We start from the raw sequence: 23,236 nt of genomic DNA on the forward strand, positions 1-23,236 counted from the left end.
AGTCCGGCGGTAGGCTTTCGGGACGACGCCCGGACTCACCAGGGCAGCGTCTCACCCCGGTGGTCGAGAAAGGCGAGATCCGTCCGGCCGGCTCTCGCTTCGATCACATCGGCCAAACCGGCCGCGCTCGTCGCCACGTCGAGGTCGGCCCCCTCGCCGCCCATATCGGTGGCGACCCAGCCGGGATGCAGCAGCAGCACGCCGAACGCGCCGTCGGCGTGGCGCGCCGCGAAGCTCCGGGCGTTGGTGTTGAGCGCCGCCTTGCTCGCCCGGTAGTTCTCCCATCCGCCCTCGGTGTTGAGGCCGACGCTGCCGAGCACCGAGGACATGAAGGCGAGCGTGCCGCCGGGGGCAATGGTCGCGGCAAAGGCGTCCGCAAACAGGATCGGGCTCACCGCATTGGTCAGGTAGACCTGTGCGTGGATCGCCCGCGACACCGCGTTGAGCGGCTTCTCCGCCTCGATCAGCACACCGGCCACCACGAAGACGAGATCGAATGTTTCGCCCCTCGTGCGCTCGTGCAGGGCGGCAACCGACGCCTCGTCGTCGATATCGACCGTCTCGACCCGCACCCCCTCCGCCGCGAGCCGTGTCAGACCAGGCGCGGCCCCACGCCGGGTCGCGGTGACCTGCCAGCCGCGCCGCAGGAAGGTCTCGGCCAGCCCGAGCCCGAGGCCGCGGGAGGCACCGACGATCAGGGCGTGTTTCTGGGTGTGGCTCATGGTGGCTCGTCCGCACTCGCAAAGGTGGATGCGTGGGCCGTAGGCTTCCCCGCAGGGCGCGATCAATCCCCCGTCTGCACCGACCACGTCGCGTGGCGCACCTCCGGCCGCTTTTCCAGATCGGCCACCACAGCGTCGAGATCCTTGGAGTGGACCGTCGTGGCGGTGAGCGTGGCGATGACGTCGACGGTGGTCTCGCCGCGTTCCTCCACCTCCGTCGTGCCGACGGGATAGTTCGCCGCCTCCAGGCGCTCGACCAGCAGGTCGCGGGCGAGGCCGGCGGTCTCGGCCGGCACCGTCACCTGCACGGCGTAGGTCGCCTCCGTCGCGCTCTCGTCGATGGGGATGCGGTCGATGAGGTTCACCAGCGGGCGCAGCAGCGTGTTGCCGGCAAGGACCGCGGTGGTGACGAAGCAGGCCTCCAGCGGAAGGTCGGCCCCGGAGAAGGCGCCGACGGCCGCCGCGCACCAGAGGGTCGCGGCCGTGTTGAGGCCGCGCACGTTCATCCCCTCCTTCATGATGACGCCCGCGCCGAGAAAACCGATGCCGGAGACGACATAGGCGACGACACGGGTCGCCCCCTCTCCGCCGGTCAGCCGCATGCCGAGATCGACGAAGGCAGCAGCGCCCAGCGCCACCAGGACGGCGGTACGCAAGCCCGCGCTGCGCTGCCGGTACTGCCGCTCGACCCCGATCAGGGTGCCGAGGCCGAAGGCGACCGCGAGGCTGATGCCGGAATTCAGGGCTTCGGGCGTGGGGAAGGGAAAGGGACCGGGCATGGACTGTTCGGGGACCTTTTCGGTGTCGCGCCGTTTCCCCGCTGTCGCACGAGCGTGACGGTTGCGTGACGAAACGTCACCGATCCGCGCGCACTCGGGTCGCGTGCGGTCAATTTGCCCGTGGCAAGGGCCGCGGCGCGGGATTGACGCGGCGACCGGGCAGCGGGCACACCGGCAGGATTGTGGGAGCCTTAAGAAAAACCCACGCTGAGGAGACGCGCATGCGGCAGGATCTTTCTCCTGCGACGAGGGCCGAGGCTCGACCGGCGACGGCGCCGGCAGAGGCGCTCGTATGAGCGTCGAGGCACTCGCCCGGCCTGCGACGGGGGCAACGCCCGTCCGTGACCGCATCCTCCAGCTCCGCGACGGGCTGAGCCACGGGCTGATCGGTGCCGACAAGCTCGTCGAGCGCCTGCTGATCGGGCTCCTGACCGGCGGCCACCTGCTGATCGAAGGCGCGCCGGGGCTCGCCAAGACCCGCGCGGTCAAGCGCCTGTCGGACGGGCTCGATGGCTCCTTCGCCCGCGTGCAATGCACGCCCGACCTGATGCCCGCCGACCTGACCGGCACCACTGTCTGGCGCCAGGATGCGGGCACCTTCGAGTTCCTGCCGGGACCGCTGTTCCACTCGCTGATCCTCGTGGACGAGGTGAACCGCGCGCCGCCCAAGGTACAATCGGCGCTGCTCGAATCCATGGCTGAGGGGCAGATCACGGTGTCGGGCCATACCCACCGCCTGCCGGATCCGTTCATGGTGGTGGCGACGCAGAACCCGATCGAGCATGCGGGCACCTTCCCGCTGCCCGAGGCACAGCTCGACCGCTTCCTGCTCCACGTCGTCGTCGAGATGCCGGACGAGGCCTCCGAGCGCCGCATCCTCGATCTCGTCGAGGGCGAACTGAACCACCACGCCGAAGCGATGCCGGTGAAGCTCTCGGTCGCCGAGGTGATCGCCGCCCGCGAGGCCGCACTCGCGACCTACGTCTCGCCGGCCCTCAAGGACTATCTCGTGCGGCTCGTGGCCGGCACCCGCGGCGACAGCGTCGCGCCGGAGCTGCGCGCGGCGATCGAACACCCGGCCTCGCCCCGCGGCACCCTGGCGCTGATGGTCGCTGGCAAGGCCCGCGCCTACCTGCACGGACGCGACCACGTCGTGCCCGAGGATATTTCGGACCTTGCGACCGACGCCCTCGCGCACCGCATCGGCCTGACTTGGCGGGCGGCGGCCGAGGGGCGCACCACGCGGGGCATCATCGGCGGGCTGGTCGAGCGGACGCGGGCGCTGTAGCCATCATGACCGCGACGGCGGCCCCCGCAAGCGACCTGACCGACGCCACCGGCATCCACCTGTCCGGGGCCGGGCTGATGAGCCTGCGCCATCTCGCGCGGCGCGGCGTCTCGCCCGCGACCCGCACCATCGCCGGGTTGCCCGGCGGCATCGTCACGCGCAAGCGCGGGCGCGGCTCGGAGCCGGACGACGTGCGGCCCTGGTCCGAGGGTGACGACCGCCGCTTCATCGACCGCAACGCCACCGCCCGCACCGGCCAAGTGCACGTGCGCACCCATCACGACGAGCGCGACCGCGCCGTGGTGCTGCTCGCCGATTTTCGGCCCTCGATGCTGTTCGGCACCCGCCGGGCGCTGCGCTCGGTGGCGGCGGCCGAGGCGCTGACGCTGCTCGGCTGGCGCATCGTCGGCGATGGCGGGCGCATCGGCCTGATCGCGGCGGGCGCGGGTGAGCCCGCGGTGATCCGCCCGGCCGGCGGCGAGCGGGCGATGACCGCCGTCACCGGCGCGCTGGCCCATGCCCACGCCGAAGCCCTCGCCGGCCCGACGGTGGACGACCCGCCGCTCACCGAAACGCTGGCGCTCGCCCGCTCGCTCCTGCCCTCGGGCGGACACCTCGTCGTGGCGAGCGCGCTGGATGCGCCGGGGCCGGATTTCGAGAATCTGATCACCGCGCTGGCCGAGCGGCTCTCGATCCGCCTGCTGCTGGTCAGCGACGCCTTCGAGCGGGCGCGCCCGGCCGGCCTCTACCCCTACGCCCTGCCGGGCGGACGCCGCGGCACCGTCCAGGCCGACCGCAGGGCCCAGCCCGCCGATGCGATCGACCCGCGCCTCGCGCGCCTCCATGCCTGCGGGGTCGAGGGCCTGCGCATCGACGTCGAGGCCGGACCGGAGAGCTACGCCCCCCTGATGGAGCGGCTCGATGCGGTGTTGTGAGATCGGGAGTGAATCCCCCTTTCCCCGCATCCGGGGAGCGGGGGCGGTTCAGGAAGAGACTCTTTCGGCGGCGTCCCCTCACCCTCGCCTGCCGGCTCGCTCTGCCGACAACAAGGTCGACAGAGCCCTCTCCCCGCCTGCGGGGAGAGGGGATGTGCGGAGGAGGCCGGAATGACCGGCCCCGCTCCCGACCTCTCCACCTTGCGCGGGCTCCATCTCCCCACCGGCGGCAACAGCGCGGTGCAGCCCGAGATGGTGGCCGCTCTGGCCGTCGGCTTCAGCCTCGCGCTGCTCGTCGGCCTGATCCGCCTCGTCCGGGCGCGTCGCGGCGCCTCGGTCCGCCGGGCGGCCCTGCGCGAGTTGGCGCTGGCCCGAAACCTCGAGCCGGAGGCCCGCCGCGTCGCGCAGGCCCGGCTGCTGCGGCGCGTGGTGCGCACGCTCAAGGGCGAGGCAGCGGCCGACACAAGCGGCGCGGCCTGGGCGGCGACGCTCGACACCACCTTCGCCACCGATTTCTTCCGCTCCGGACCGGGCCGCGTCTTCACCGACGATCTCTACCGGCGCCCGAAGACCATCGATCCCGCCGCCATCGATGCCGGCCTCGGCCGCCTGCTCTCACAAATCCGGGCCTGATCCGAATGCCCACCTGGATCACGGCTCTCGCCTCCGCCTTCGACTTCGCGGCGCCGCTCGCCCTGCTGCTCCTGCCCCTGCCGCTCGCCGCCCGGCTGATCCCGCCGGAGCGCCAGGGCGGCAGCGGCGCCTTGCGTGTTCCCCCCTCCCTCGTCGGCGGCGCCGAGCACGCCGAGAGCATCGCCGCCCGCGGCCGGCGTCGTCTCTGGCTCGTCGGAACGCTCTGGGCGGCCCTCGTCGTCGCGCTGGCCGGTCCCCGCCTCGTCCTGCCCGCGACCGCGCTGCCGGCCTCGGCACGGGAGATCGTGCTCGCCCTCGACCTCTCGGGCAGCATGGAGCGCAAGGATTTCTCGCTGGACGGTGAAACGGTCAGCCGGCTCGCGGCGGTGAAGCGCGTCGGCGCCGAGTTCATCCGCCGCCGGGCCGGCGACCGCATCGGCCTCGTCGAGTTCGCCGATCAGGCCTACGTCGCCGCAGCCCCCACCTTCGACACCGCCACCGTCGCCCGCACCCTGGAGGAGGCGACCATCGGCCTCGTCGGGCGCTCCACCGGCATCGGCGACGGGCTCGGCCTCGCGCTCAAGCGCCTCGCCCCGGCCCAGGTCGCGGCGGCCAAGGGCGAAGGGCCGCCCCCCTCCCGCGACAAGGTCGTGGTGCTGCTCTCGGACGGGGCCAACAATGCCGGCCAGACCGCACCCAAGGATGTGGCGGCGCTGGCGAAGGATCTCGGCGTGCGCGTCTACACCATCGCGCTCGGGCCGATCGATATGGCCGACAACCCCGACAACGAGCAGGATGTGGTCGATGTCGAAACCCTGCGGGCCATGGCCGAGACCAGCGGCGGCCGGGCGTTCCGCGTGAAGACCACCGACGATCTGGAAAGCGTGGCCAACGCCATCGACGAGTTGGAGGGCGGACGCGCCAAGGCACCGCCGCTGCCCCTGCGGCGCGACCTCTGGCCCTGGCCGGCGGCGCTCGCCTTCCTCTGCGCCTGCGGGCTCCTGGCGACGCGGCGCAGGATCTGATCGGGAATCGCATGATCGAATCCCTCACCCTGCTCCGCCCGCTCTGGTTCCTGGCGATTACCGTCGTGGCTCTGCTCGCATTGCGAGCGGCGTGGCGCTCGGCGCCGCTGGGCGACTGGAACAAGGCGGTCGATCCGCACCTGATGGCGCTGTTCGCCCGCCGCGGCGCGGTGCTGGGCGGGCGGCGGCAAGCCAACATCGCCGCCGCGCTCGCCGCCGGCATCCTGACGCTGGCGCTCACCGGCCCGGCCATCGAGCGCCCGGAGGCCTCAACCTTCCGCAACCTCGACGCCACGGTGATCGTGCTCGACCTCTCCCGCTCGGTCACCGAGGGCGGGCGCTTCAAGGAAGCGCGGCAGGCGGCGGAAGCGGTCGCGGAGGCCGCGGGCACCCGCTCGCTGGCGCTGATCGTCTATGCGGGCGACGCCTATACCGCGCTGTCGCCGACCAACGACCGCGAGAGCCTCGCCACCACCCTGTTCGCCCTTGATGCCGACACCGTGCCCGACCGGGGCAGCCACCCGGAACGCGGGCTGGCGCTGGCCCGCCGGACGCTGGCCGAGGCCAACGTCGTCGCCGCCGACGTCGTGCTCATCTCCGACGGCGACGGGATCGGTCAGGCGGCCGAGCGCGAGGCCGCCGCGATCCGGGACAAGGGCTGGCAGCTCCACGCCCTGTTCGTGCCCGCGGGCAAGGCGCTGCCACCCGGCGCGCCGCGCCCCGACCGGACCGCCCTCGACCGGCTCGCGAGCGCGGGCGGCGGCCGGGCCGCCGACATCGATGCCTCCGAGGCGGTGCTCGACCGTGTCGGCGCCTCGACCGCCCAGCACCTCGCCGCAAACGGCTACGGCGTGCTCGCCTTCGCCGATCTCGGCCGCTGGCTGCTGCTGCTGGCGCTTCTGCCCGCCCTCCTCCTGTTCCGACGGAGCGCGTGATGCTGGCGTCCTTCTCGCCCCGCCCCTTCGCTCGATCGACCTCGCTGCGGCGGATGCTGCCCGTCGCCTTCCCGCGCAACTGGCGGCGGCTCGCGCGCATCGCCGGGCTTGCGCTCGCGGGCGGCGGCCTCCTCGGCTTGCTGCTCGTGTCGGAGCCGCGCACGACGCTGGGCCGCTTCCTGATGGCGGCCGGTCTGCCCGGCGCGGCCGTTCAGGTGTTCGACACCCCCGCATGGCGCGCCGCCGCCCTCTACGAGGCCGGGCGCCATAGTGAGGCGATTCCGTTGTTCCGGGCGCAGGGCAAGCGCGGCGCCTACAACCTCGGCAACGCGCTCGCCCGCTCCGGCGACCTGCAAGGTGCGCTCGAGGCCTACGACGAGGCGCTGACCTACAACCCGCGCGACGCCGACGCGCAGGCCAACCGCTCGTTGATCGCCAAGGCCCTGGAAGAGGAGATCGACCGCGGCAAGGGCGGCGGCATCGCCAACGCCTCGGCGCAGTACGGCGCCCGCTACAACAACACCGCCAACCAGGACCAGAACGACGACATCCGCGCCACCGCCAGCGGCGAGGGTCTGGCCGGCAACAAGGAGGGCGGCTCCTCCGCCTCGCTGCCGGGCACGAGCCCGGTGGCCCGCCGCGGCAAGGCCGAGCAGCAGGCGGTCGATTCCGGCAAGGGACAGGCCCGCGGCTCGGCGAGCGACGCCGCCGGCCGCGGACGCCAGGGCGCCGGCTCGGCCATGGTCGCCGCCGCGCCCGAGCGCGAGGCGCGCCGGGTCACCAAGAGTTTCGAGGCGCACGAGATCCACCCCGACCGGCTCTGGCTCCAAACCCTGCCGGACGAGCCCGGCCGCTACCTGAAGCTGCGCCTCAAGGCCGAGCAGGCCCGCCGCATTGAGGCCGGCACCGCCATCCCGGGAGGCAGCAACCCGTGGTAACTTTTTTCGACTCGTTCAGGCGGGCCCTCCTCTCCCGCAGAGGGGAGAGGGGAACGCTCGCGACCCTCCTCCTCATCCTGCTGGCCTTGGCCGCCCCCGCCCACGCCATCGAGCCCGGCGACCTCACACTCACCGTGACGCCCGATCTCCCGAACGGCGCGCAGCCCTATGCCCGCGAGATGGTGCTGCTGCGCCTGCGCGGGGTCTACCGCACGCAGATTCTGCTGGAGGAGGTGCGCCAGCCCGCCCTCGTCAACTTCTCCTGGACCCAGCTCGGCCGCGACAACTGGGGCCGCACGCGGATGCCCGACGGGCAGATGGCGCTGGAATTCGAGCGCACGATCGCAGTCTTCCCCCAGCATACGGGGACCTTCACCATTGAGCCGTTCGTCCACCGCCTGACGATCAACGACAACGGCGAGCGCAAGCAGATCGACGTGCGCTCCGAGCCCGTCCCCTTCCCCGTGGCGGCCTGGACCGGCGCGAGCGGCGGCCCCGATGCGGCGGAACCGTGGTGGCTGCCGGCGCGGGACGTGGCGATCACCGATTCCTGGGACCCCGACCCCGAGACGCTGAACCAGGGCGAGACCGCGCGCCGGATCGTCACGCTGGAGGCGCAGGGCATGCTCGCCGAGGGGCTGCCGCCGCGCCCCGTCATGCGCACCCGCGGCATCATCACCTTCGCCGGTCCGGTGAAGCGCGAGACGATCATCACGCCCTCCGGCCCGGTGGCGCGGGCGACCTACCAGTGGGACATCAAGAAGGGTGTGGCCGAGGTGATCCCGCTCGACGCGATCAAGATCCCCTGGTTCGACACGCTCACGCGCACCCTGCGCGAGACCGAGATTCCCGCCCGCCAGATCGGCGGCGGTCTCGCCGACCGGGCGGAGGATCTCAAGGAAGCGGGGCCCGCCGCCTGGTCCGCGCTGGCCGCGGCGGCGCTCGCCGCTTTCGGCCTTGGGCTCGCGCTGATCGGCTTCCGCACCGGTCCGGGCTGGCTGCAACTCGACCGCGGTCACGCCCGTGCCCTGCGGCTGGCGGCGGCCGCGGGCGACGCGTCGGCTTTTCGGACGGTGCTCGGCCGTGCCGCGCAGGCGCAGCCGGATCTCGCCGCGCTCTGGCAGGCGGAGCCGGATCTGGCACGCGACCTCGCCGCCCTCGACCGGCAGGTGTTCGGCCCTGCCGCGTCCGGCGCGGACCCCGTCGATCTGCCGGGCCTCGCCCGGCGGCTCGGCCGGCGCCGGAGACGCGGCGCCTCCGCAGCGCGCGCGCCCGCTCCCCGGCTGGCGCCCCTCGACGGCCCGGTCGCGCAGGCGTGACCGGCTGGCTCTGAACAGCCGCGACCGGCCTCGGTTTGGATCCAGACCGACCCTGTCAGGGCCGGCAGATCCACCACGAGGCCGGACGTGAGCCCTGGAAGCCCGATTCCCTATCATCCATCCGTCGAACAGCCCCGCACCGACGAGGCCGACATCCACGCGCAGATGCTCGCGACTTTCGCGAAAATCCAGGAGACCACGTTCAAGGATTACGGCCGGGCGGTGCGGGGCGTTCATGCCAAGGCGCACGGCCTTCTCACCGGTCGGCTCGAGATCCTGCCGGGGCTGCCGCCCGAACTGGCCCAAGGGCTGTTCGAGAAGCCCAGCGCCTACGAGGCTTTGCTTCGCTTCTCCACCAATCCCGGCGACATCCTCGACGACAGCGTCTCCACCCCGCGCGGCCTCGCGCTGAAGGTCGTCGGCGTCGAGGGCGAACGCCTGGAGGGGGCTGAGGGCCTGAGCCAAGATTTCGTGATGGCCAACGCCCCGGCCTTCACGGCGCCGGACGACGCGGCCTTCCTCAAGAGCCTGAAGCTCCTGGCCGCGACCACCGACACGCCGCAAGTCTTCAAGAAGGCGTTCTCGGCGGTCCTGCGCGGCGTCGAATCGGTGCTCGAAGGCCTCGGCACCCGGAGCCCGACCCTGATCGCGATGGGCGGCCAGCCCGAGACGCACATCCTCGGCGAGACGTTCTACAGCCAGGTTCCGCTGCGCTGGGGCGCCTACGTCGCCAAGGTCGCGGTCGCACCGGCCTCGCCCGAACTGACGGCGCTGACGGGCGCGAGCCTCAACGTCAACGGCCGGCCCAACGGCCTGCGTGAGGCGGTGACCGCCTTCTTCGCCGAGAACGAGGGCGTGTGGGAGCTGCGTGCACAACTGCGCACCGACGAAGAAACGATGCCGGTCGAGGATGCCGCGAGGCCCTGGCCCGAGGAGGCGAGCCCCTATGTCGCCGTAGCTCGACTCATCGTCCCGCGGCAGGACGCGTGGAGCGAGGAGAAGGTGAGGCAGATCGACGACGGGCTCGCCTTCAATCCCTGGCACGCGCTCGCCGCGCACCGGCCTCTCGGCGCGATCATGCGCGCGCGCCGGGCCGTCTACCCAACCTCCGCAGGCTTCCGGGCCGCGCATAACGGCTGCCCGATCCACGAGCCGGGCGCGCGAGGGTGAACGACAGCGGAGCGGCCTCCGTCCCGTCTTCGTATGATCTGCGGCCGAACACGCCTTTCTCGGCATGCGGCCAAGCACCGGCGGCGTGATACGGTTTCCGCGGGGCGAGCGGGAAGGAGGCTGGATGCGAGGGATTCCGGCACTTCTCGCGCTGCCGGCTCTGGTTTTCCTGGACGCTCTGCTCGTCGGCGGGATGTTCCTTTACCAACCGGCCGGCGGCGAAGTCTTCACCGTCGTGCTGCTGGCCGGTGCATTGGCCGCCGCCGTCACGCGGCGGCGCTGGCTCCTGTTCGCGACGCAGAACCTCGTGACGGCGTTGGCGGCCGTGCGTCTGGTGCAGTTGACCGATCCCATCGAGCCGGGGGAGAGCATTCCGATCCTGGTCGCCCTGTCGCTCGGCAACCTCCTGGCGTGGCTGGTGGCGGGCGCCTTCCGGCGGCGACCCGGCTGGATTTGAGACCCGCTCGGACTCGTCCGCCACCGCGCGACAAAGGAACCGACGTGACCGTGAGACAGCCCGCGGCGGCACCGACGCCCGCCCGCGATCCGCGTCGCCTCGTCGGCATCGCCCTGATGTGCGTCGCGCCGGTGTTCTTCGCCAGCCTCGATGCCACGGGCAAGGTGCTGGCGGGCGCGGGCGTCGATCCGCTGCTCACCACCTTCATGCGCTACGCGGTCAACGTCGCGCTGGTGACCGCCTTGATCAATCCGGTGACACGGCCGGGCGTGGCCCACTCGCGGCGCCTGCCGCTCCAGATCCTGCGCTCGCTGCTGCTGTTCGGCTCCACCGCCTGCAACTTCCTGGCGCTACGCTCGCTCCAACTCGCCGAGACGATCTCGATCCAGTTCGCCGCGCCGCTGACCGTCGCGCTGCTCGCAGGGCCCATGCTGGGCGAATGGTCGTCGCGGATGCGGCTCGCGGCGGTGGCGACGGGCTTCGTCGGCGTCCTCGTCATCGTGCGGCCGGACGCGCTGGCGGCCAAACCGGCGATCCTGTTCAGCCTCGGCGCGATGCTCTGCTACGCGGTCTACGTGATCGTGACGCGCAAGCTCGCCGCCCACGATTCGACGGCCACGACGGTGTTCTACACCGGGCTCGGCGGGCTCGCGGTGATGAGCCCTCTCCTCCCGTGGATCTGGACGGCACCGGCCTCGGGCACGGTCTGGGCGCTGCTGATCGCGGTCGGGCTGTTCGGCACGATCGGCCACTGGCTGCTGGTGCTGGCCCATGCGCGGGCACCGGCAAGCCTGCTCGCACCCTTCATCTACACGCAGATCCTGTGGTCGGTGCTGCTCGGCTACCTGCTGTTCGGAGACGTGCCGAGCGCCTGGACGATGCTCGGCGCCGGCATCATCGTCGCCTCGGGCCTCGCCCTGCTGAGCGAGGATGCCTGGGTGCGCCGACAGGCGCGGCGGAGACAGACCGCTCCCCCGCGCATGTCCACGCGCACTCAGCGGTGGCGGTGGTGGCGATGATGGTGACGGCGGTGATGGTCATGGCGGTTCGAGCGCATCCGGGTGCGGTAGGCGCGCCGGCCGGGATCGATGCCGAGCACGCCGTTCACGCCGCCCACGGCACCGCCGACGGCGCCACCCACGATTCCGCCGATCGGACCGGCGACGCGATCCCCCTCGGCCGCGCCGCGACGCATCCCGCCGGGAATGCCCTGGGCCTGAGCCTCACCGGCGATCGGCAGGAGGCAGAGCATCAGCCCCGCGGCAGCAATGGCGAAACGTCTCATGGCGGCGATTCCTCTTTGGGAATGAACACTTGCCGGTGCTTCACCCGACAGGTTGCAACCGGATGCCAGCCAACGAAGCGTCGCCCTTGCCGGTTCCGGCCGACCGCCTCGCCATCCCCAAGATCCTCGCCCCAAGATCCTCGCCCCAAGATCCTCGCCCCAAGATCCTCGCCCCAGGGTCGGTGACGAACGGGGGCGTTCCCCTCCGCCTCGCAGACAAGCGGCCGTCATTCGAGGCCCTGCAACGAAGAACGCCGGCCCCTTGCGGGAGCCGGCGTTCCAAAAATCCTTCGACGCGGCCGGAGCCGGTCAGGTCTGCTGCGTGCGGCGGGGCCGAACCTGCCAGCGTTCGAACGCCTCGGTCACTTCCTCGTCGCGGCCCGGCTCCTGCGGGTTGCGGATCGCGGCGCCGAGCGCCTTCGAGAGGCTCTCGATCACGTCGTCGATGCGCGCATCCGGCGGCAACCGCTCGCCGGACTCGGCGGCAGGCTTCTGCCCCTCGGCGGTCTCGGCCGCGGGCTGAGCCTCCTCGGGCCTGGCGGCCTCCGTCGGTGCAGGCTCTTCGATAGCGGCCGGCTCGGGCGCCGGTGCTTCGGCGGGTGCAAGCTCCTCGGCCTTGGAGGCTTCGGGCGTCGGTTCGGCAGCGGCCGGGAGAGGCTCTTCGGAGGCCTGAGGCTGCTCCTCAGACTTGGTCTCGGAAGGCGTAGCCGGCTCCGCCACCGCCGCCGCGAGGAGCGCCTCCGGAATCGGCGCGGGCTTCGGCGGCTCGGACGGACGCGCCGGAGCGTCGCGCGGGGGCGACACGGGCTTCGACGGGGTGAAGGGCGGACGATTGGAGCCGAAGCGCGGCTCGATCAGGTCGAGCACCGCATCGAGGGCAGCGTTGCTCAGGGGGATGTCGCCCGGATTCGGAACGCCGGTGATCGCGATCGACTGGCCGTCATAGGCCTTGTCCGTCGTCACTTCGGCGCCGAACCAGACCGGCGGCGTGAAACCCTGCGCGGCGGCGGCATCGGAGAAGACGAGGCTGACGATGTCGAGGCCCGACGGACGCACGTAGCGATCGACCAGCGCCTCGACCGAACCACCGAGCGAGACCGTGGTGCGCTCGTAGACCGCCCGGCCCTGGCAGACGTCGAGGAGGGCGTCGCCGTGGGCGCGCGGCACTTCGGTGCGCTCCTCGGCCATCGCCCCCTCGGCGCCGGTCATCAGCACGAGGAAGCAGTTGGTGCCCTGCAGCCGCACGAACGAGGTCCGCCCGGCCTGCGGCGCGAAGTAGCCTTCGGTGACGCGGGACCCGCCCCGCTCCTTCCGCAAGAGACGGACCAGAGAGGGCGCCACGAGAAACCGGCGAACGACACTCATTCACTTCCCTCCGCGGGTCGGCACGCACCGGTCCGGGACCGCCCCCGGACACTCGGCCTTCGGGGCGCCGATCCCGAACGGGATCGGCTGCCGCCCACCGTATTGGACATGGGCGGTCCGCGAAGACCGGGGCGTTAACCTGTTCTTCACATGGACCTTCATGGCGAAGTGATGGGCCCGAAACAACCACGCGGCAAGCCTGGAGGCCGAAAAGGCGTGGAATTCATCGGGTCGATCCCATGAATTCAGCCCTCGGGTTCGAAGCCGAGGGCGACGCCGTTCATGCAGTAGCGCAGGCCCGTGGGGGCCGGCCCATCCTCGAAGACGTGGCCGAGATGGCCCTTGCAGCGGGCGCAATGCACCTCGGTGCGGGTCATCCAGTGGCTGCGGTCGACCGTCGTCTCCACCGCATCGTCGAGCGGCGCGAAGAAGCTCGGCCAGCCGCTGCCCGACTCGTACTTGGTGCCGCTCTCGAACAGCGGAGCGCCGCAGCCGGCGCAGACGAACGTGCCGGGGCGCTTCTCGGCGTTGAGGCCGCTCGTGCCGGCCCGTTCGGTGCCGTGCTCGCGCAGCACGCGGTACTGCTCCGGCGTCAGCGCCGCGCGCCATTCCTCTTCCGTGCGGATCTCGGGATCTGTGCCGATGACGTCGGATCCGGCCATGTCGCGTTCCTCCGGTGCTTTTCTCGTTTGGCAAGATGGTGCCGGGCACCGCTTGTCACGAGTGCGACCCTCCCGCGCAAGAACGGATGATGCGTTGTTCGCCTCAGGCCGCCGCACCCACGGTGTCGGCCATGCGCGCACCCCGCTGCCCCAGCGGCTTCTGCGGACTCGTGGTCGAATCGCGGGCGGTCTGGTGCTCGATCTCGGCGTTGATCTCGCCGCCGAGCAGCACGATCGTCGCCGAGATCCAGATCCAGGTCATGAAGCCGATCACGGCGCCGAGCGAGCCGTAGGTCTCGTTGTAGTTGCCGAAATTGGCGACGTACCAGGAGAACATGATCGAGGCGATGAGCCAGAGCAGGCCCGCCACCACGCTGCCGGCGCCGACCCAGCGCCAACGCGCCCGCTCCCGGCTCGGGCCGTAGCGATAGAGCACGGCCAGCCCGCCGAGCAGGACGAGGAGCAGCACCGGCCAGCGCGCCATGGCGATGAGGCGGGCTCCGTCGCCGAGGCCGAGGAAGTTGAACACCACCGGCAGTACGACGATCGAGATCAGCGCCAGGATGGTGAAGAGCAGCGCACCCGCGGTGAAGGTAAGCGAGCGGACGTTGAGCCAGAAGAAATTGCGCTTCTCCTCCTCCTCGTAGACGACATTGAGCGCATCGAACATCGCCTTCATCGCGGCGTTGGCGCTCCACAGCGACAAGGTCAGGCTGGTGAAGAAGGTGAAGCCCAGCGCACCGCCCCCCTTGGTGGCGATGCGCTTCACCTGCTCGCCGATGATCTCGGTGGCGCTCTCCGGCAGCACGCCGTGCAGGGTGGAAAGGTGGACGTTGATCGTGTTCACGTCGGCCACGAGCCCGTAGCAGGTGACGAGCGCGGCAATCGCCGGGAACAGCGAGAGCAGGGTGTAGAAGGTCACGCCCGCCGCGACCGAGAGCACCCGGTCCTTGTTGAATTCGAGGTAGACCCGCGTGGCGATATCCCACCAGCCGGGCGACGGGATCTCGCCGGGATGGTCGGCGGCGCGCCCCCGATCGGCTTGCGTCGCCGCGACCCAGCGGGCGGAGCGCCCCTCGTGGGAATGGGCGCCGCCGTTGCGCTCCTTGGCCTCCTCGGCCGCAGGCTCGTCGTCCGCGTCGGGCCGGCGCCGGGACGCGGCGGCGAGCGCGACCAGCGCCGCACCCATCATCAGGGTCCAGAGCACGGAGGCCGTACCTTCCGCGGGCAGGCGGGGCGGAGTCTGGGGGGAGGACGGCATGATTCGCGGGGTCGGGCGCAAGCGCCTGGATGAGACGCCGTTCAACCCCGGATCAGGCTTGGCCGTTCCCTCGAACCGCCGCGCATCCACCGGAAACGCCGGGACGGGAGACGGCTTCGGCGCGCGTGCCCCTCAGGCGACCTCGCGCTCGGGCAGCGGCGCCTCCAGCGTGAGGACGAGGCCGCGGCTGCGGTAGTCGATTTTGGCCTCGCCGCCGAACTCGGCCGCCAGGACCCGCTCGATCATGCGCGTGCCGAACCCGATCCGCGACGGCTTCTCGACCGGCGGACCGTCGAATTCCTCCCAGCGCATCAGCAGGCGCTTGGACGCATGACCCTCGACGTCCCAGTTGAGGATGATGCGGCCCGAATTGTTCGAGAGGCCGCCATACTTCACGGCGTTGGTGGCGAGTTCGTGCAGCGCCATCACCACGGCCAGCGTCAGGCGGGAGGTGAGGCGCACCTCCGGCCCGCCGAAGCGGATGCGGTTGCGCGGGCTGACCCGGAACGGCTGCAGGGCGCTCTCCACCGCCTCGGCGAGGGTCGCCCCGGCGGTGGCTTCCGAGGTGAGGATGTCGTGGGCGGTGGCGAGCGAATTGAGGCGCGCGTCCAGCGTCCGGCGGGCGTCGTCGAGCGAGGCGGCGTTGCGCAGGGTCTGGTGGGCGATGGATTGGACCGTGGCGATCGAGTTCTTCACCCGGTGCTTCATCTCGGCGGCGAGCAGGCTGCGCTGCTCGTCGGCCCGCTTGCGGTCGGTCACGTCCAGCGAGATGCCGGCCATGGAATGCGGCGCTCCGTCGGCCCGGTAATAGGCCCGGCCGCGCAACTGCACCCAGCGCACCTCGCCGCCGGATGCCATGACACGGTGCTCGACGTCGTAATCGCTCCGACGGTCGATGGCCGTCTGCATCGCGGCCTGCATCCGCTCGCGATCCTCCGGCACCACCGCCTCGACGAGGTCGTCGTAGCTGAAGGGCTCGCCGAGCGGGCGCCCGAAATTCTCTTTGCACAGGTCGGAGGCGACGAGCCGGCGCTCGGCGAGATCGAGGGACCAGGCACCGAGCCGGCCGGCGGCCAGCATGAATTCGAGGCGGTGCTCGCTACGGGTCAGGTCGTCGTTGCGGCGCTCGACCTCCTGCTCCAGGGCGTCGCGGTCGCGCTGGAGCCGGACCATCCGGTCGCGCTCCAGGGTCACGTCGAACTGCGAGGCGAAGAAGTAGGTGAGTTGCCCCTCGTCGTCGAAGACCGGCGAGATCAGCAGGCGGTTCCAGAAGACCTCACCGCTCTTCTTGTGGTTGAGAAGGTCGATCTCGACGGGCACGCGCCGCTCGATGGCGTCACGGATCCGGGCGACGTCGCGCGGATCCGTCTCCGGCCCCTGCAGGAAGCGGCAGTTGCGCCCCAGGATCTCTTCGCGGCTGTAGCCCGTGAGCTTGCTGAAAGCTCCGTTGACGAAGACGATCGGGTTGTCGGGCCGGTGCGGGTCGGTGATCAGCATCGGCATCCGCGTCGCCTTGACGGCGGCGGCGAACGGGTCGGAGCTTTTGGAAACGCGGACCAGTTCGGCCTCGATCCGGTCCTGCTCGGCACTCTTGGTCACGTTCGGACGAAACTCCGAGGGTTCAAGACTGAAAATACATGGACCGCCATCGCGTCCACGCCACCGGGACGCAGGCCCCCCGGAGCATGGGCGGGCTCATAACACCGGTCACCGCCAGCATCGCATCACAGGCTTGAGAGCGCCAGCGCGCGGCACTCTCGACGGGTCCTGACAGGAGAACCCGCCGACGCGCGCGGGCGACGGCGTCAGGCGCGGTAGAGGTCGGCGTGGGTCTCGCGCAGAAGGTTCTTCTGCACCTTGCCCATGGCGTTGCGCGGCAGTTCGGCTGCGAACAGCACGCGCTTGGGCCACTTGTACTTGGCCAGCCGCCCTTCCAGCGCGGCGAGGACCGCCGCCTCGTCGGGCGCGCCCTCACCCGGCACCACCACCGCCGTGACGCCCTCGCCGAAATCGGGATGGGCCAGACCGATCACCGCCGATTCGACGACGCCGGGCAGCGCGTCGATCTCGACCTCGATCTCCTTCGGGTAGACGTTGTAGCCGCCGGTGATGATGAGGTCCTTGCCGCGGCCGACGATGTGGACGTAGCCGTCGCGGTCGATCTTGCCGAGATCGCCAGTGATGAAGAAGCCGTCCACCTTCAGCTCGGCGGCGGTCTTCTCCGGCATGCGCCAGTAGCCCTGGAACACGTTGGGGCCCTTCACCTCGATCATCCCGACTTCCTCGGGCCCAAGGGGCGCGCCGGTTTCGGGATCGACCACGCGCAGGGTCACCCCCGGCAGCGGAAAGCCGACCGTGCCGGCCCGCCGCGCGCCCTCGTAGGGGTTCGAGGTGTTCATGTTGGTCTCGGTCATGCCGTAGCGTTCGAGGATGGCGTGGCCGGTACGCTGCGCCCATTCCCGGTGCGTCTCGGCGAGCAGCGGCGCGGAGCCCGACACAAACAGGCGCATAGGGGCGGCCGCCTCGCGGGTGAGGCCGGGCTCCTTGAGCAGCCGCGTGTAGAAGGTCGGCACCCCCATCATCGCGGTGGCCCGCGGCATCAATTCGAGGATCTTCTTCGCATCGAGCCGGGGCAGGAACAGCATCGTGCCGCCGGTGGCGAGCACGATGTTGGTGGCCACGAACAGCCCGTGGGTGTGAAACACCGGCAGGGCATGGATCAGAACGTCGCGCTCGGTGAAGTGCCAATACTGCGCCAGCGTGAGCGCGTTGGAGGCGAGGTTGTCATGGCTCAGCATGGCCCCCTTGGAGCGCCCGGTCGTGCCCGAGGTGTAGAGGATCGCCGCGAGGTCGTCGGCCCCGCGGGGCACGTCCGCGAAGTCCGGGCTCGCCGCATCGGCGGCCTCACTCATGCTGCCGCGCCCGGATGCGTCGAGGGTGCGGACCTGCTTCACCCCGGCCTCCCGGGCGACCGCCGACAATTCGGCCTCACGGGCGGGATCGCAGACGAACAGGGCCGGCTCGGCATCACCGAGGAAGTAGGCGACCTCGGGTCCCGTGTAGGCGGTGTTGAGCGGCAGGAAGACCGCCCCCGCCCGCACCGCGCCGAGATAGAGGAAGATCACCTCGGCGCTCTTCTCGACCTGCACCGCAACCCGGTCGCCGGGCTTCACGCCAAGGGCCTGGAGCGCGCTGGCATAGGCGCCGGAGCGAGCCAGAAGGTCGGCATAGGTATAGCGCGCGCCCTCCGAGGTCTCGATGAAGACCTTGGCGCACGGATCGGCCGGGCAATGGGTGCGCACGAGGCCGAACAGGTGATTGACGATCGGTTCGGCCATCGCGCGCTTCCTCACCAAATGCCCTGGGATCGATGTTCTTGCGACGGATCCTTGCGGCGGATCCTTGCCCTCCGCATTGGCGCGGGCGCGCGCTTCGTTCAAGCGGGAACGACCGGGAAGACGGCCAGGCGGTCGCAAGGCCGTGCCCGCTGTCATACCAAATCCGATCGATCCCTGCGGGATGGCGGATTTGGACCTCGCTCAGGCGCCGCGCGGGCTTGCCGATACAGTTCCCGCTTGGATCAAGCGGGGATTGTATCGGCTCTACTCCGTCGGGATGCGCCCGACCGAGCAGAGGGTGCGGAGCGCCCCGGCGCTGTCGGTGTAGCAGCTTGCCGACCAGCCGTTCTGCTGGATGAAGGATTTGCGCCCCTCGCGCAGAGCCGTCTGGTAGGCCCGCGCCAGGATCGGTTGCACGGTCGCGGCCGGCTCGCCGACCACGAGTTCGGAGGCGATCGTCAGCTCGCGGAAGAACTCGGCGGAGGGCGAGGGATCGCCCGAGGAGGCCTGCACGATGGGCTGGGCGCGGCAGGTGAGATCGAGCCGGACCCCGCTCGCGGCCCGGACGTCGATGCTCGGGCCGACCCGGCGGCCGGCCTTCTTCGCCCCCGTCGCCTGGGCGATGCGGGCGGCGAGCGCGTCGCACTCGTCGGCCTGCGCGGCGGTGGACAGGAGGAGGAGGACGGCGAGAAGCGGGCGAAGCATGGCGGTGGTTCGGTCTCGAAGGTCGCAAGCCAAAGTCACAAGCCTCGGCCGGCCGCGCCCGTGCGGGCTGTCGGCGGACCGTGCACTCTGCCGGCCTTCTTAAGGGATCGACCGGCGGATGGCTTCCGGTTTTCGCGGGATGTCTCCGCACTGTGTGCGCCGGCTTCGCCCCAAGTGGGCCGGATCTGTTGACACAATCAGAAAGAGCATTCCGCTCCAGCCGCTTGGCCTGTGGATGGATCATGTGGACGGGTGTGGACGGCGCCGCGGGCTTGACCCTAGCCGGGCGGCAACCGAAACCTTCCCTCCGCCGCGCCGGAAGACGCGCGGAACAAGATCGGAGGAGCGAGCATGCCGACGACGCGCGATCTGGGAGCACGAAAGCCGGCCACTTCGCGAGCCTTTTGGCAGACCCTCTCGCCGATCCTGATCGCGCTGGGCCTCGTCCTCGCCGGACCGGCGGCGGCGCAGGGCCAGGGTCAGGGCGAGGCCCAGCCGCGGGCAGCCCGCACCCGCGCCAAGGCACCGAACCCGCCGGTCCAGCCGATCCAGATCTGGGACGCGCGCATCGAGGGCGGCGACCTGCGCATGAGCGGCAGCGTGGGCAAGAGCGGCGTCACCGTGATCCTCGACGACGACATCTCCATCCTGTCGGACCGGCGCGGGCGCTTCGAGTTCCGGCTGCCCTACCGGCCGGCGACCTGCGTCGCGATGATCAAGGCCGGCGAGAACGAGCGCGAGGCGGTGGTCGCCAATTGCGCGCCGGAGGGGCCGGCCGGCAAGGCCGGCGAACAGGGCCCCGCTGGCCCTCAGGGCAGTGCAGGCCTCCAGGGACCGCCCGGTGCTGCGGGGCCGAAGGGCGATCCGGGCCCGAAGGGCGAGCAGGGGGCCAAGGGCGAGCAGGGGGGCAAAGGCGAGACCGGGCCAAAGGGCGAAGCGGGTCTGGCCGGGCCTCCGGGCGCGCCGGGGCCGAAGGGGGATCAGGGCCTCAAGGGTGAAGCGGGCTCGAAGGGTGAGCGCGGCCCCAAGGGCGATCCGGGATCGAAGGGTGAGACCGCGGCGACGGTGTCGGCCCCGTTCCGTGTCGTGCGGGCGCGTGCCTGCACCGATTCGGGCTGCACGCTCTCCTGCGATGCGGGCGAGGTGCTGGCCTCGGCCACCTGCCAGACGGGCGGTGCCGCGGCCTTGGACGGCGACACGAAAGCGTCCTGTGCGGCCGGCAGCAGCGGCATGGTCGGGATCTGCGCCCGGCCCTGAGCCGGACCGGATTCACCCCTGCCCGTCGAGCCAGGCCAACATCCCCTTCGCCGCCGCACGGCCGCCGGCGAAGGTCGCCTGGAGCAGGTAGCCGCCGGTCGGCGCCTCCCAATCGAGCATCTCGCCGGCCAGGAAAGTGCCGGGCCGCGCCCGCAGCATGAAGCCTGCGTCGAGTTCAGCGAAAGCGACGCCGCCCGCCGTCGAGATCGCCCGCGCGATCGGGGCCGGCCCGAGAAGCCGTAGCGGCATCGCCTTGATCGCCGCCGCCAGTGCATCCGGCGCTGTCGGCAGGGTGTTGGCATGCGCCTCGCGCAACAGGCCGATGGCGGCGGGGCTCAGCGCGGCCGCCTTGCGCATGCGGGTGGAGAGACTCTCGCCGGGACGGCTTCGGGCGAGGCGCGCCTGGAGCGCGCCCGCATCGAGATCCGGGCGCAGGTCGAGGGTGAGTTCGGCCAGGCCATCGCGCTCCACCGCCTCGCGGATCGGCCGCGAGAGCGCATAGATCACCCCGCCCTCGATGCCGTCCCCTGTGGCGACCGCCTCGCCGCGGGCGCTCGCCCCGCCGATGCGCGCGACCAGGCGCTTGAGCGGCTCGCCCGCGAAGCGTCCCGAGAAATGCGCCGACCACGCGACGCGGAAGCCGACATTGGCGGGCTTGAGGGGTGCCACCGCGACGCCGTTCCCCTCCAGCAGCGGCACCCAGGCCCCGTCCGATCCGAGCCGCGGCCAGCTCGCCCCGCCGAGCGCGAGCAGCGTTGCCCGCGGCCGGACGCGGAGCGGGCCCTCCGGGGTCTCGAAGGTCAGCGCCCCCTCCTCCAGGCCGACGAGCCGGTGCCGGGTGCGGATCGCGACGCCCAGGCCATCGAGGCGGGTGAGCCAGGCGCGCAGCAGCGGCGAGGCCTTGAAGCTCTCCGGAAACACCCGGCCGCTCGACCCAATGAAGGTCTTTTGCCCCAGCCCCTCGCACCATGCCCGCAGCGCGTCCGGCGGATAGGCCTCGACCGCCGCCGACAAGCGCGGATCGACGGGGGCGTAACGCTGCAGGAAGTCCGGCAGCGGCTCGGAATGGGTCAGGTTGAGCCCGCCGCGCCCGGCGATGAGCAGCTTGCGGCCGACGGACGGCATGCGCTCGTAGACGGTGACGGGCCAGCCCGCCCCGGCCAGCACCTCCGCCGCCACGAGCCCGGCCGGCCCGCCGCCGACGATGGCGATTCCATGCTCTCGATCCGCGTCCATGATCCGCGGCAGGGCCCGCTGACACCGTTCCTGTCAAGCGCGGCCGGGCTGAAAATCAGCACATCCGCTCTGCCGGTGAGGATCAGGGATGAGAATCCGGGCTATTGCCCGAAGCCGCTTCGGCGGCTTTGCGGCGCCAAGAGCGCCGCGCGGAGGCGGGCGCCGGCGACGGAGGCCAGCAAAGTCACCCGGATGATCACCTTCAGGCGATCATCCGGGATGAAAATCGCCCTGCCCTTGATTCGACGCGATCGCGCGTCTAACTGCCGGACATCGGCTGCGGGCCCCTCTGGCGGAACGCGCACCGTCCCCCTCGCGATGCTCCCGGAACTCCGGTGAGATCATCCGTCCGCCGGATTGGCGGCCCGTTCGGGAGGGAGACGGCAGACGCTTCCGCGATGTCGGAGTCGATGCTCTCCCAAAAGTGAAGCATCCGGTCCCGCGCGATGATGATGGAATTTTTGAACCACGAGTGGCTCGGCAAGCCCGTCTGGATGTGGCTCGGCTTCCACGCCCTGGTGGCCGGCCTGCTCGCCTTCGATCTCGGCCTGCTCCACCGCGACAAGAACCACGAGATCGGAGTGAAGGAGAGCCTGCTCCTCACCGCCTTCTACTTCACCCTCGGCCTCGCCTTCGGCGGCTGGATCTGGTGGATGCTCGGGTTCGACCCGGCCCAGGAATACGTGACCGGCCTCGTGATCGAGAAGTCGCTGTCGATGGACAACGTCTTCGTGATCGCGGTGATCCTCACCTCGCTCGGCGTGCCGCGGGCGGCCCAGCACCGGGTGCTGGTCTGGGGCATCCTCGCGGCGGTGCTGCTGCGCGGCCTGATGATCGGGCTCGGCGCGGCCCTGGTCCAGCAGGCGCACTGGGTGCTCTCGGTCTTCGCCGCGTTCCTGATCTATGTCGGCATCAAGATGCTCGTCTCGAAGGAGGAGGACGAGCATGACATCCAGAACAGCGCTTCCATGCGCCTGCTCAAGAAGTGGGTGCGCGTCACCGACAAGCCGGAGGGCCAGCACTTCATCGTCCGCAAGCCCGATCCGAAGACGGGCAAGCTGGTGCGCTGGCTGACGCCGCTCGCCGTGGCTTTGGTGCTCGTCAACATCGCGGACGTGATCTTCGCCGTCGACAGCGTGCCGGCGATCTTCGCCATCACCACCGACCCGTTCATCGTCTACACCTCGAACATCTTCGCGATCCTGGGTCTGCGCGCGCTCTACTTCGCGCTCGCCGCCATGGTGGACCGCTTCGCCTACCTGAAGACGGCGCTCGCCCTCATCCTGTTGTTCATCGGTACCAAGATCGTGGTCGCCGACACGCTGGAACTCGTCCACCTGCCGCCGTGGGTCTCGCTCGTCGTCACCCTGGTCCTGCTCACCCTCGGCGTCGTCTACAGCCTGTGGCGCACCCGCGGCGCGGCGGAGCCGGAGGCCGAGAAGGCCCGCGCGGAAGTGGCGCACCGAACCTGACGCAGGCGAGATCGGCGAAGCGCGCCTTCCCGCTCCGGCACGCTTCTCTCGCAATGCCTGGGAGAGTTCGTTCACGATCTTGCGCGATACTGGGGACAGGCCGGGGAACCGGCTGCGTTCCCAGAGTTTTTGGGCCTGACCATGCGGCGTTTCCTGACCAGCGGCATCAAGGCGATCCTGGCCATCGCCGTCCTTTCCACAGCCGCCCATTGGGCGATGCGCGTCCAACGCGAACCTGCATCGCCGGCTCTGCCGGTGGCCGCGCTCGCCGATCCCGTCACCACCGGCTCCATCGCCGCGCGCAAGTCCGAGCGCCTAGCACCGGAGGCGGCCGTGATGCCGGCGACCCTCGGCGGCGGCGTCGACAAGGATCACCTCGCCAAGTTGATGGCCGGTGCCGCCTCGGAACGGCCGAAGATTCAGAAGGCCGTCGCCAAGCGCTGACGGCGGCACG

Annotated in this window: 23 protein-coding genes; 13 read left to right on the forward strand and 10 right to left on the reverse strand. The window is 71.0% G+C overall.

Annotated elements, in window-relative coordinates:
* Nucleotides 1-35 precede the first annotated feature (35 nt).
* Nucleotides 36-722, reverse strand: coding sequence for an SDR family NAD(P)-dependent oxidoreductase (locus E4V01_RS14650; protein WP_060768588.1), 687 nt, complete (start codon nt 720-722; stop codon nt 36-38).
* A gap of 62 nt (nt 723-784) precedes the next feature.
* Entirely contained in the window at nt 785-1,501 is a 717-nt protein-coding gene (locus E4V01_RS14655; protein ID WP_135298843.1) for an MgtC/SapB family protein, read from the reverse strand.
* A gap of 292 nt (nt 1,502-1,793) precedes the next feature.
* Here E4V01_RS14655 and E4V01_RS14660 point away from each other — a divergent pair, with 292 nt between their 5' ends.
* The 10 genes from E4V01_RS14660 (at nt 1,794) to E4V01_RS14710 (ending at nt 11,220) form a co-directional block, all read left to right on the forward strand.
* Nucleotides 1,794-2,789: a MoxR family ATPase gene (locus E4V01_RS14660; protein WP_060768590.1), complete on the forward strand. Its 996-nt coding sequence runs from the start codon at nt 1,794-1,796 to the stop codon at nt 2,787-2,789.
* A 5-nt stretch (nt 2,790-2,794) separates the two neighbouring features.
* Nucleotides 2,795-3,724, forward strand: a complete 930-nt coding sequence (locus tag E4V01_RS14665) for a DUF58 domain-containing protein (RefSeq protein WP_135298844.1) — start codon at nt 2,795-2,797, stop codon at nt 3,722-3,724.
* Between the two features lie 171 nt (nt 3,725-3,895).
* Nucleotides 3,896-4,357 carry a DUF4381 domain-containing protein gene (locus E4V01_RS14675; protein WP_135298846.1) on the forward strand — a complete coding sequence of 154 codons (462 nt, stop codon included), beginning with the start codon at nt 3,896-3,898 and terminating at the stop codon, nt 4,355-4,357.
* A gap of 5 nt (nt 4,358-4,362) precedes the next feature.
* On the forward strand, nt 4,363-5,382 hold the full coding sequence (locus E4V01_RS14680) for a VWA domain-containing protein (RefSeq protein ID WP_135298847.1): 1,020 nt from the start codon (nt 4,363-4,365) through the stop codon (nt 5,380-5,382).
* Nucleotides 5,383-5,393: 11 nt separating this feature from the next.
* Nucleotides 5,394-6,317, forward strand: coding sequence for a VWA domain-containing protein (locus tag E4V01_RS14685; RefSeq protein ID WP_135298848.1), 924 nt, complete (start codon nt 5,394-5,396; stop codon nt 6,315-6,317).
* Nucleotides 6,317-7,255 (forward strand): tetratricopeptide repeat protein, encoded by a 939-nt coding sequence (locus E4V01_RS14690; RefSeq protein WP_135298849.1) that lies wholly within the window; start codon nt 6,317-6,319, stop codon nt 7,253-7,255. Before E4V01_RS14685 ends, E4V01_RS14690 begins: the two co-directional genes overlap by 1 nt.
* A complete protein-coding gene (locus tag E4V01_RS14695) occupies nt 7,249-8,574 on the forward strand; it encodes a BatD family protein (RefSeq protein WP_135298850.1) in 1,326 nt (441 codons plus the stop codon). Before E4V01_RS14690 ends, E4V01_RS14695 begins: the two co-directional genes overlap by 7 nt.
* An 87-nt stretch (nt 8,575-8,661) precedes the next feature.
* On the forward strand, nt 8,662-9,744 hold the full coding sequence (locus E4V01_RS14700; RefSeq protein ID WP_060768597.1) for a catalase family protein: 1,083 nt from the start codon (nt 8,662-8,664) through the stop codon (nt 9,742-9,744).
* 124 nt (nt 9,745-9,868) lie between these two features.
* Nucleotides 9,869-10,201: a hypothetical protein gene (locus E4V01_RS14705; protein ID WP_060768598.1), complete on the forward strand. Its 333-nt coding sequence runs from the start codon at nt 9,869-9,871 to the stop codon at nt 10,199-10,201.
* A 50-nt stretch (nt 10,202-10,251) separates the two neighbouring features.
* A complete protein-coding gene (locus E4V01_RS14710) occupies nt 10,252-11,220 on the forward strand; it encodes a DMT family transporter (protein ID WP_245517573.1) in 969 nt (322 codons plus the stop codon).
* On the opposite strand, the gene E4V01_RS14715 is transcribed toward E4V01_RS14710, so the two are convergent.
* From E4V01_RS14715 to E4V01_RS14745, 7 genes are all read right to left on the reverse strand, one after another.
* Nucleotides 11,196-11,486 carry a hypothetical protein gene (locus E4V01_RS14715; protein ID WP_060768600.1) on the reverse strand — a complete coding sequence of 97 codons (291 nt, stop codon included), beginning with the start codon at nt 11,484-11,486 and terminating at the stop codon, nt 11,196-11,198. The two genes, E4V01_RS14710 and E4V01_RS14715, sit on opposite strands and share 25 nt — an antisense overlap.
* A 309-nt stretch (nt 11,487-11,795) precedes the next feature.
* Nucleotides 11,796-12,851 (reverse strand): hypothetical protein, encoded by a 1,056-nt coding sequence (locus E4V01_RS14720; protein WP_060768601.1) that lies wholly within the window; start codon nt 12,849-12,851, stop codon nt 11,796-11,798.
* 245 nt (nt 12,852-13,096) lie between these two features.
* Nucleotides 13,097-13,513, reverse strand: coding sequence for a peptide-methionine (R)-S-oxide reductase MsrB (msrB, locus tag E4V01_RS14725; protein ID WP_135298851.1), 417 nt, complete (start codon nt 13,511-13,513; stop codon nt 13,097-13,099).
* Between the two features lie 103 nt (nt 13,514-13,616).
* Nucleotides 13,617-14,774 (reverse strand): YihY/virulence factor BrkB family protein, encoded by a 1,158-nt coding sequence (locus E4V01_RS14730; RefSeq protein ID WP_060768603.1) that lies wholly within the window; start codon nt 14,772-14,774, stop codon nt 13,617-13,619.
* Between the two features lie 132 nt (nt 14,775-14,906).
* A complete protein-coding gene (locus tag E4V01_RS14735; protein WP_135298852.1) occupies nt 14,907-16,373 on the reverse strand; it encodes an HWE histidine kinase domain-containing protein in 1,467 nt (488 codons plus the stop codon).
* A gap of 206 nt (nt 16,374-16,579) precedes the next feature.
* A complete protein-coding gene (locus E4V01_RS14740) occupies nt 16,580-18,112 on the reverse strand; it encodes a malonyl-CoA synthase (RefSeq protein WP_135298853.1) in 1,533 nt (510 codons plus the stop codon).
* A 264-nt stretch (nt 18,113-18,376) separates the two neighbouring features.
* Complete coding sequence (locus tag E4V01_RS14745; protein WP_135298854.1) at nt 18,377-18,817, reverse strand: hypothetical protein; 441 nt, start codon at nt 18,815-18,817, stop codon at nt 18,377-18,379.
* 351 nt (nt 18,818-19,168) lie between these two features.
* Between E4V01_RS14745 and E4V01_RS14750 the strand changes: the two genes are divergently transcribed.
* Nucleotides 19,169-20,074, forward strand: coding sequence for a collagen-like protein (locus E4V01_RS14750; protein WP_135298855.1), 906 nt, complete (start codon nt 19,169-19,171; stop codon nt 20,072-20,074).
* A 12-nt stretch (nt 20,075-20,086) separates the two neighbouring features.
* Here the strand turns inward: E4V01_RS14750 and E4V01_RS14755 are convergent, their stop codons facing one another.
* Nucleotides 20,087-21,310 (reverse strand): TIGR03862 family flavoprotein, encoded by a 1,224-nt coding sequence (locus tag E4V01_RS14755; RefSeq protein WP_135298856.1) that lies wholly within the window; start codon nt 21,308-21,310, stop codon nt 20,087-20,089.
* Between the two features lie 446 nt (nt 21,311-21,756).
* On the opposite strand from E4V01_RS14755, the gene E4V01_RS14760 reads away from it, so the two are divergent.
* The gene (locus tag E4V01_RS14760; protein ID WP_135298857.1) at nt 21,757-22,782 is read left to right on the forward strand and encodes a TerC family protein; all 1,026 of its coding nucleotides are present in this window, start codon (nt 21,757-21,759) and stop codon (nt 22,780-22,782) included.
* Nucleotides 22,783-22,923: 141 nt separating this feature from the next.
* A complete protein-coding gene (locus tag E4V01_RS14765) occupies nt 22,924-23,226 on the forward strand; it encodes a hypothetical protein (RefSeq protein ID WP_060768610.1) in 303 nt (100 codons plus the stop codon).
* The last annotated feature ends 10 nt before the right edge of the window (nt 23,227-23,236 follow it).

Origin of the sequence: Methylorubrum sp. Q1 (assembly GCF_004683995.1) — a bacterium.
Classification (GTDB): Bacteria; Pseudomonadota; Alphaproteobacteria; order Rhizobiales; family Beijerinckiaceae; genus Methylobacterium.

Bases quoted from the DNA above. Each gene is read 5' to 3' on its own strand.
- E4V01_RS14715 (WP_060768600.1), bottom strand. From the start codon at position 11,486: ATGAGACGTTTCGCCATTGCTGCCGCGGGGCTGATGCTCTGCCTCCTG.
- msrB (WP_135298851.1), bottom strand. From the start codon at position 13,513: ATGGCCGGATCCGACGTCATCGGCACAGATCCCGAGATCCGCACGGAA.
- E4V01_RS14660 (WP_060768590.1), top strand. From the start codon at position 1,794: ATGAGCGTCGAGGCACTCGCCCGGCCTGCGACGGGGGCAACGCCCGTC.
- E4V01_RS14680 (WP_135298847.1), top strand. From the start codon at position 4,363: ATGCCCACCTGGATCACGGCTCTCGCCTCCGCCTTCGACTTCGCGGCG.
- E4V01_RS14650 (WP_060768588.1), bottom strand. From the start codon at position 722: ATGAGCCACACCCAGAAACACGCCCTGATCGTCGGTGCCTCCCGCGGC.
- E4V01_RS14685 (WP_135298848.1), top strand. From the start codon at position 5,394: ATGATCGAATCCCTCACCCTGCTCCGCCCGCTCTGGTTCCTGGCGATT.
- E4V01_RS14720 (WP_060768601.1), bottom strand. From the start codon at position 12,851: ATGAGTGTCGTTCGCCGGTTTCTCGTGGCGCCCTCTCTGGTCCGTCTC.
- E4V01_RS14740 (WP_135298853.1), bottom strand. From the start codon at position 18,112: ATGGCCGAACCGATCGTCAATCACCTGTTCGGCCTCGTGCGCACCCAT.
- E4V01_RS14760 (WP_135298857.1), top strand. From the start codon at position 21,757: ATGATGATGGAATTTTTGAACCACGAGTGGCTCGGCAAGCCCGTCTGG.
- E4V01_RS14755 (WP_135298856.1), bottom strand. From the start codon at position 21,310: ATGGACGCGGATCGAGAGCATGGAATCGCCATCGTCGGCGGCGGGCCG.
- E4V01_RS14655 (WP_135298843.1), bottom strand. From the start codon at position 1,501: ATGCCCGGTCCCTTTCCCTTCCCCACGCCCGAAGCCCTGAATTCCGGC.
- E4V01_RS14705 (WP_060768598.1), top strand. From the start codon at position 9,869: ATGCGAGGGATTCCGGCACTTCTCGCGCTGCCGGCTCTGGTTTTCCTG.
- E4V01_RS14745 (WP_135298854.1), bottom strand. From the start codon at position 18,817: ATGCTTCGCCCGCTTCTCGCCGTCCTCCTCCTCCTGTCCACCGCCGCG.
- E4V01_RS14665 (WP_135298844.1), top strand. From the start codon at position 2,795: ATGACCGCGACGGCGGCCCCCGCAAGCGACCTGACCGACGCCACCGGC.
- E4V01_RS14690 (WP_135298849.1), top strand. From the start codon at position 6,317: ATGCTGGCGTCCTTCTCGCCCCGCCCCTTCGCTCGATCGACCTCGCTG.
- E4V01_RS14765 (WP_060768610.1), top strand. From the start codon at position 22,924: ATGCGGCGTTTCCTGACCAGCGGCATCAAGGCGATCCTGGCCATCGCC.
- E4V01_RS14730 (WP_060768603.1), bottom strand. From the start codon at position 14,774: ATGCCGTCCTCCCCCCAGACTCCGCCCCGCCTGCCCGCGGAAGGTACG.
- E4V01_RS14750 (WP_135298855.1), top strand. From the start codon at position 19,169: ATGCCGACGACGCGCGATCTGGGAGCACGAAAGCCGGCCACTTCGCGA.
- E4V01_RS14675 (WP_135298846.1), top strand. From the start codon at position 3,896: ATGACCGGCCCCGCTCCCGACCTCTCCACCTTGCGCGGGCTCCATCTC.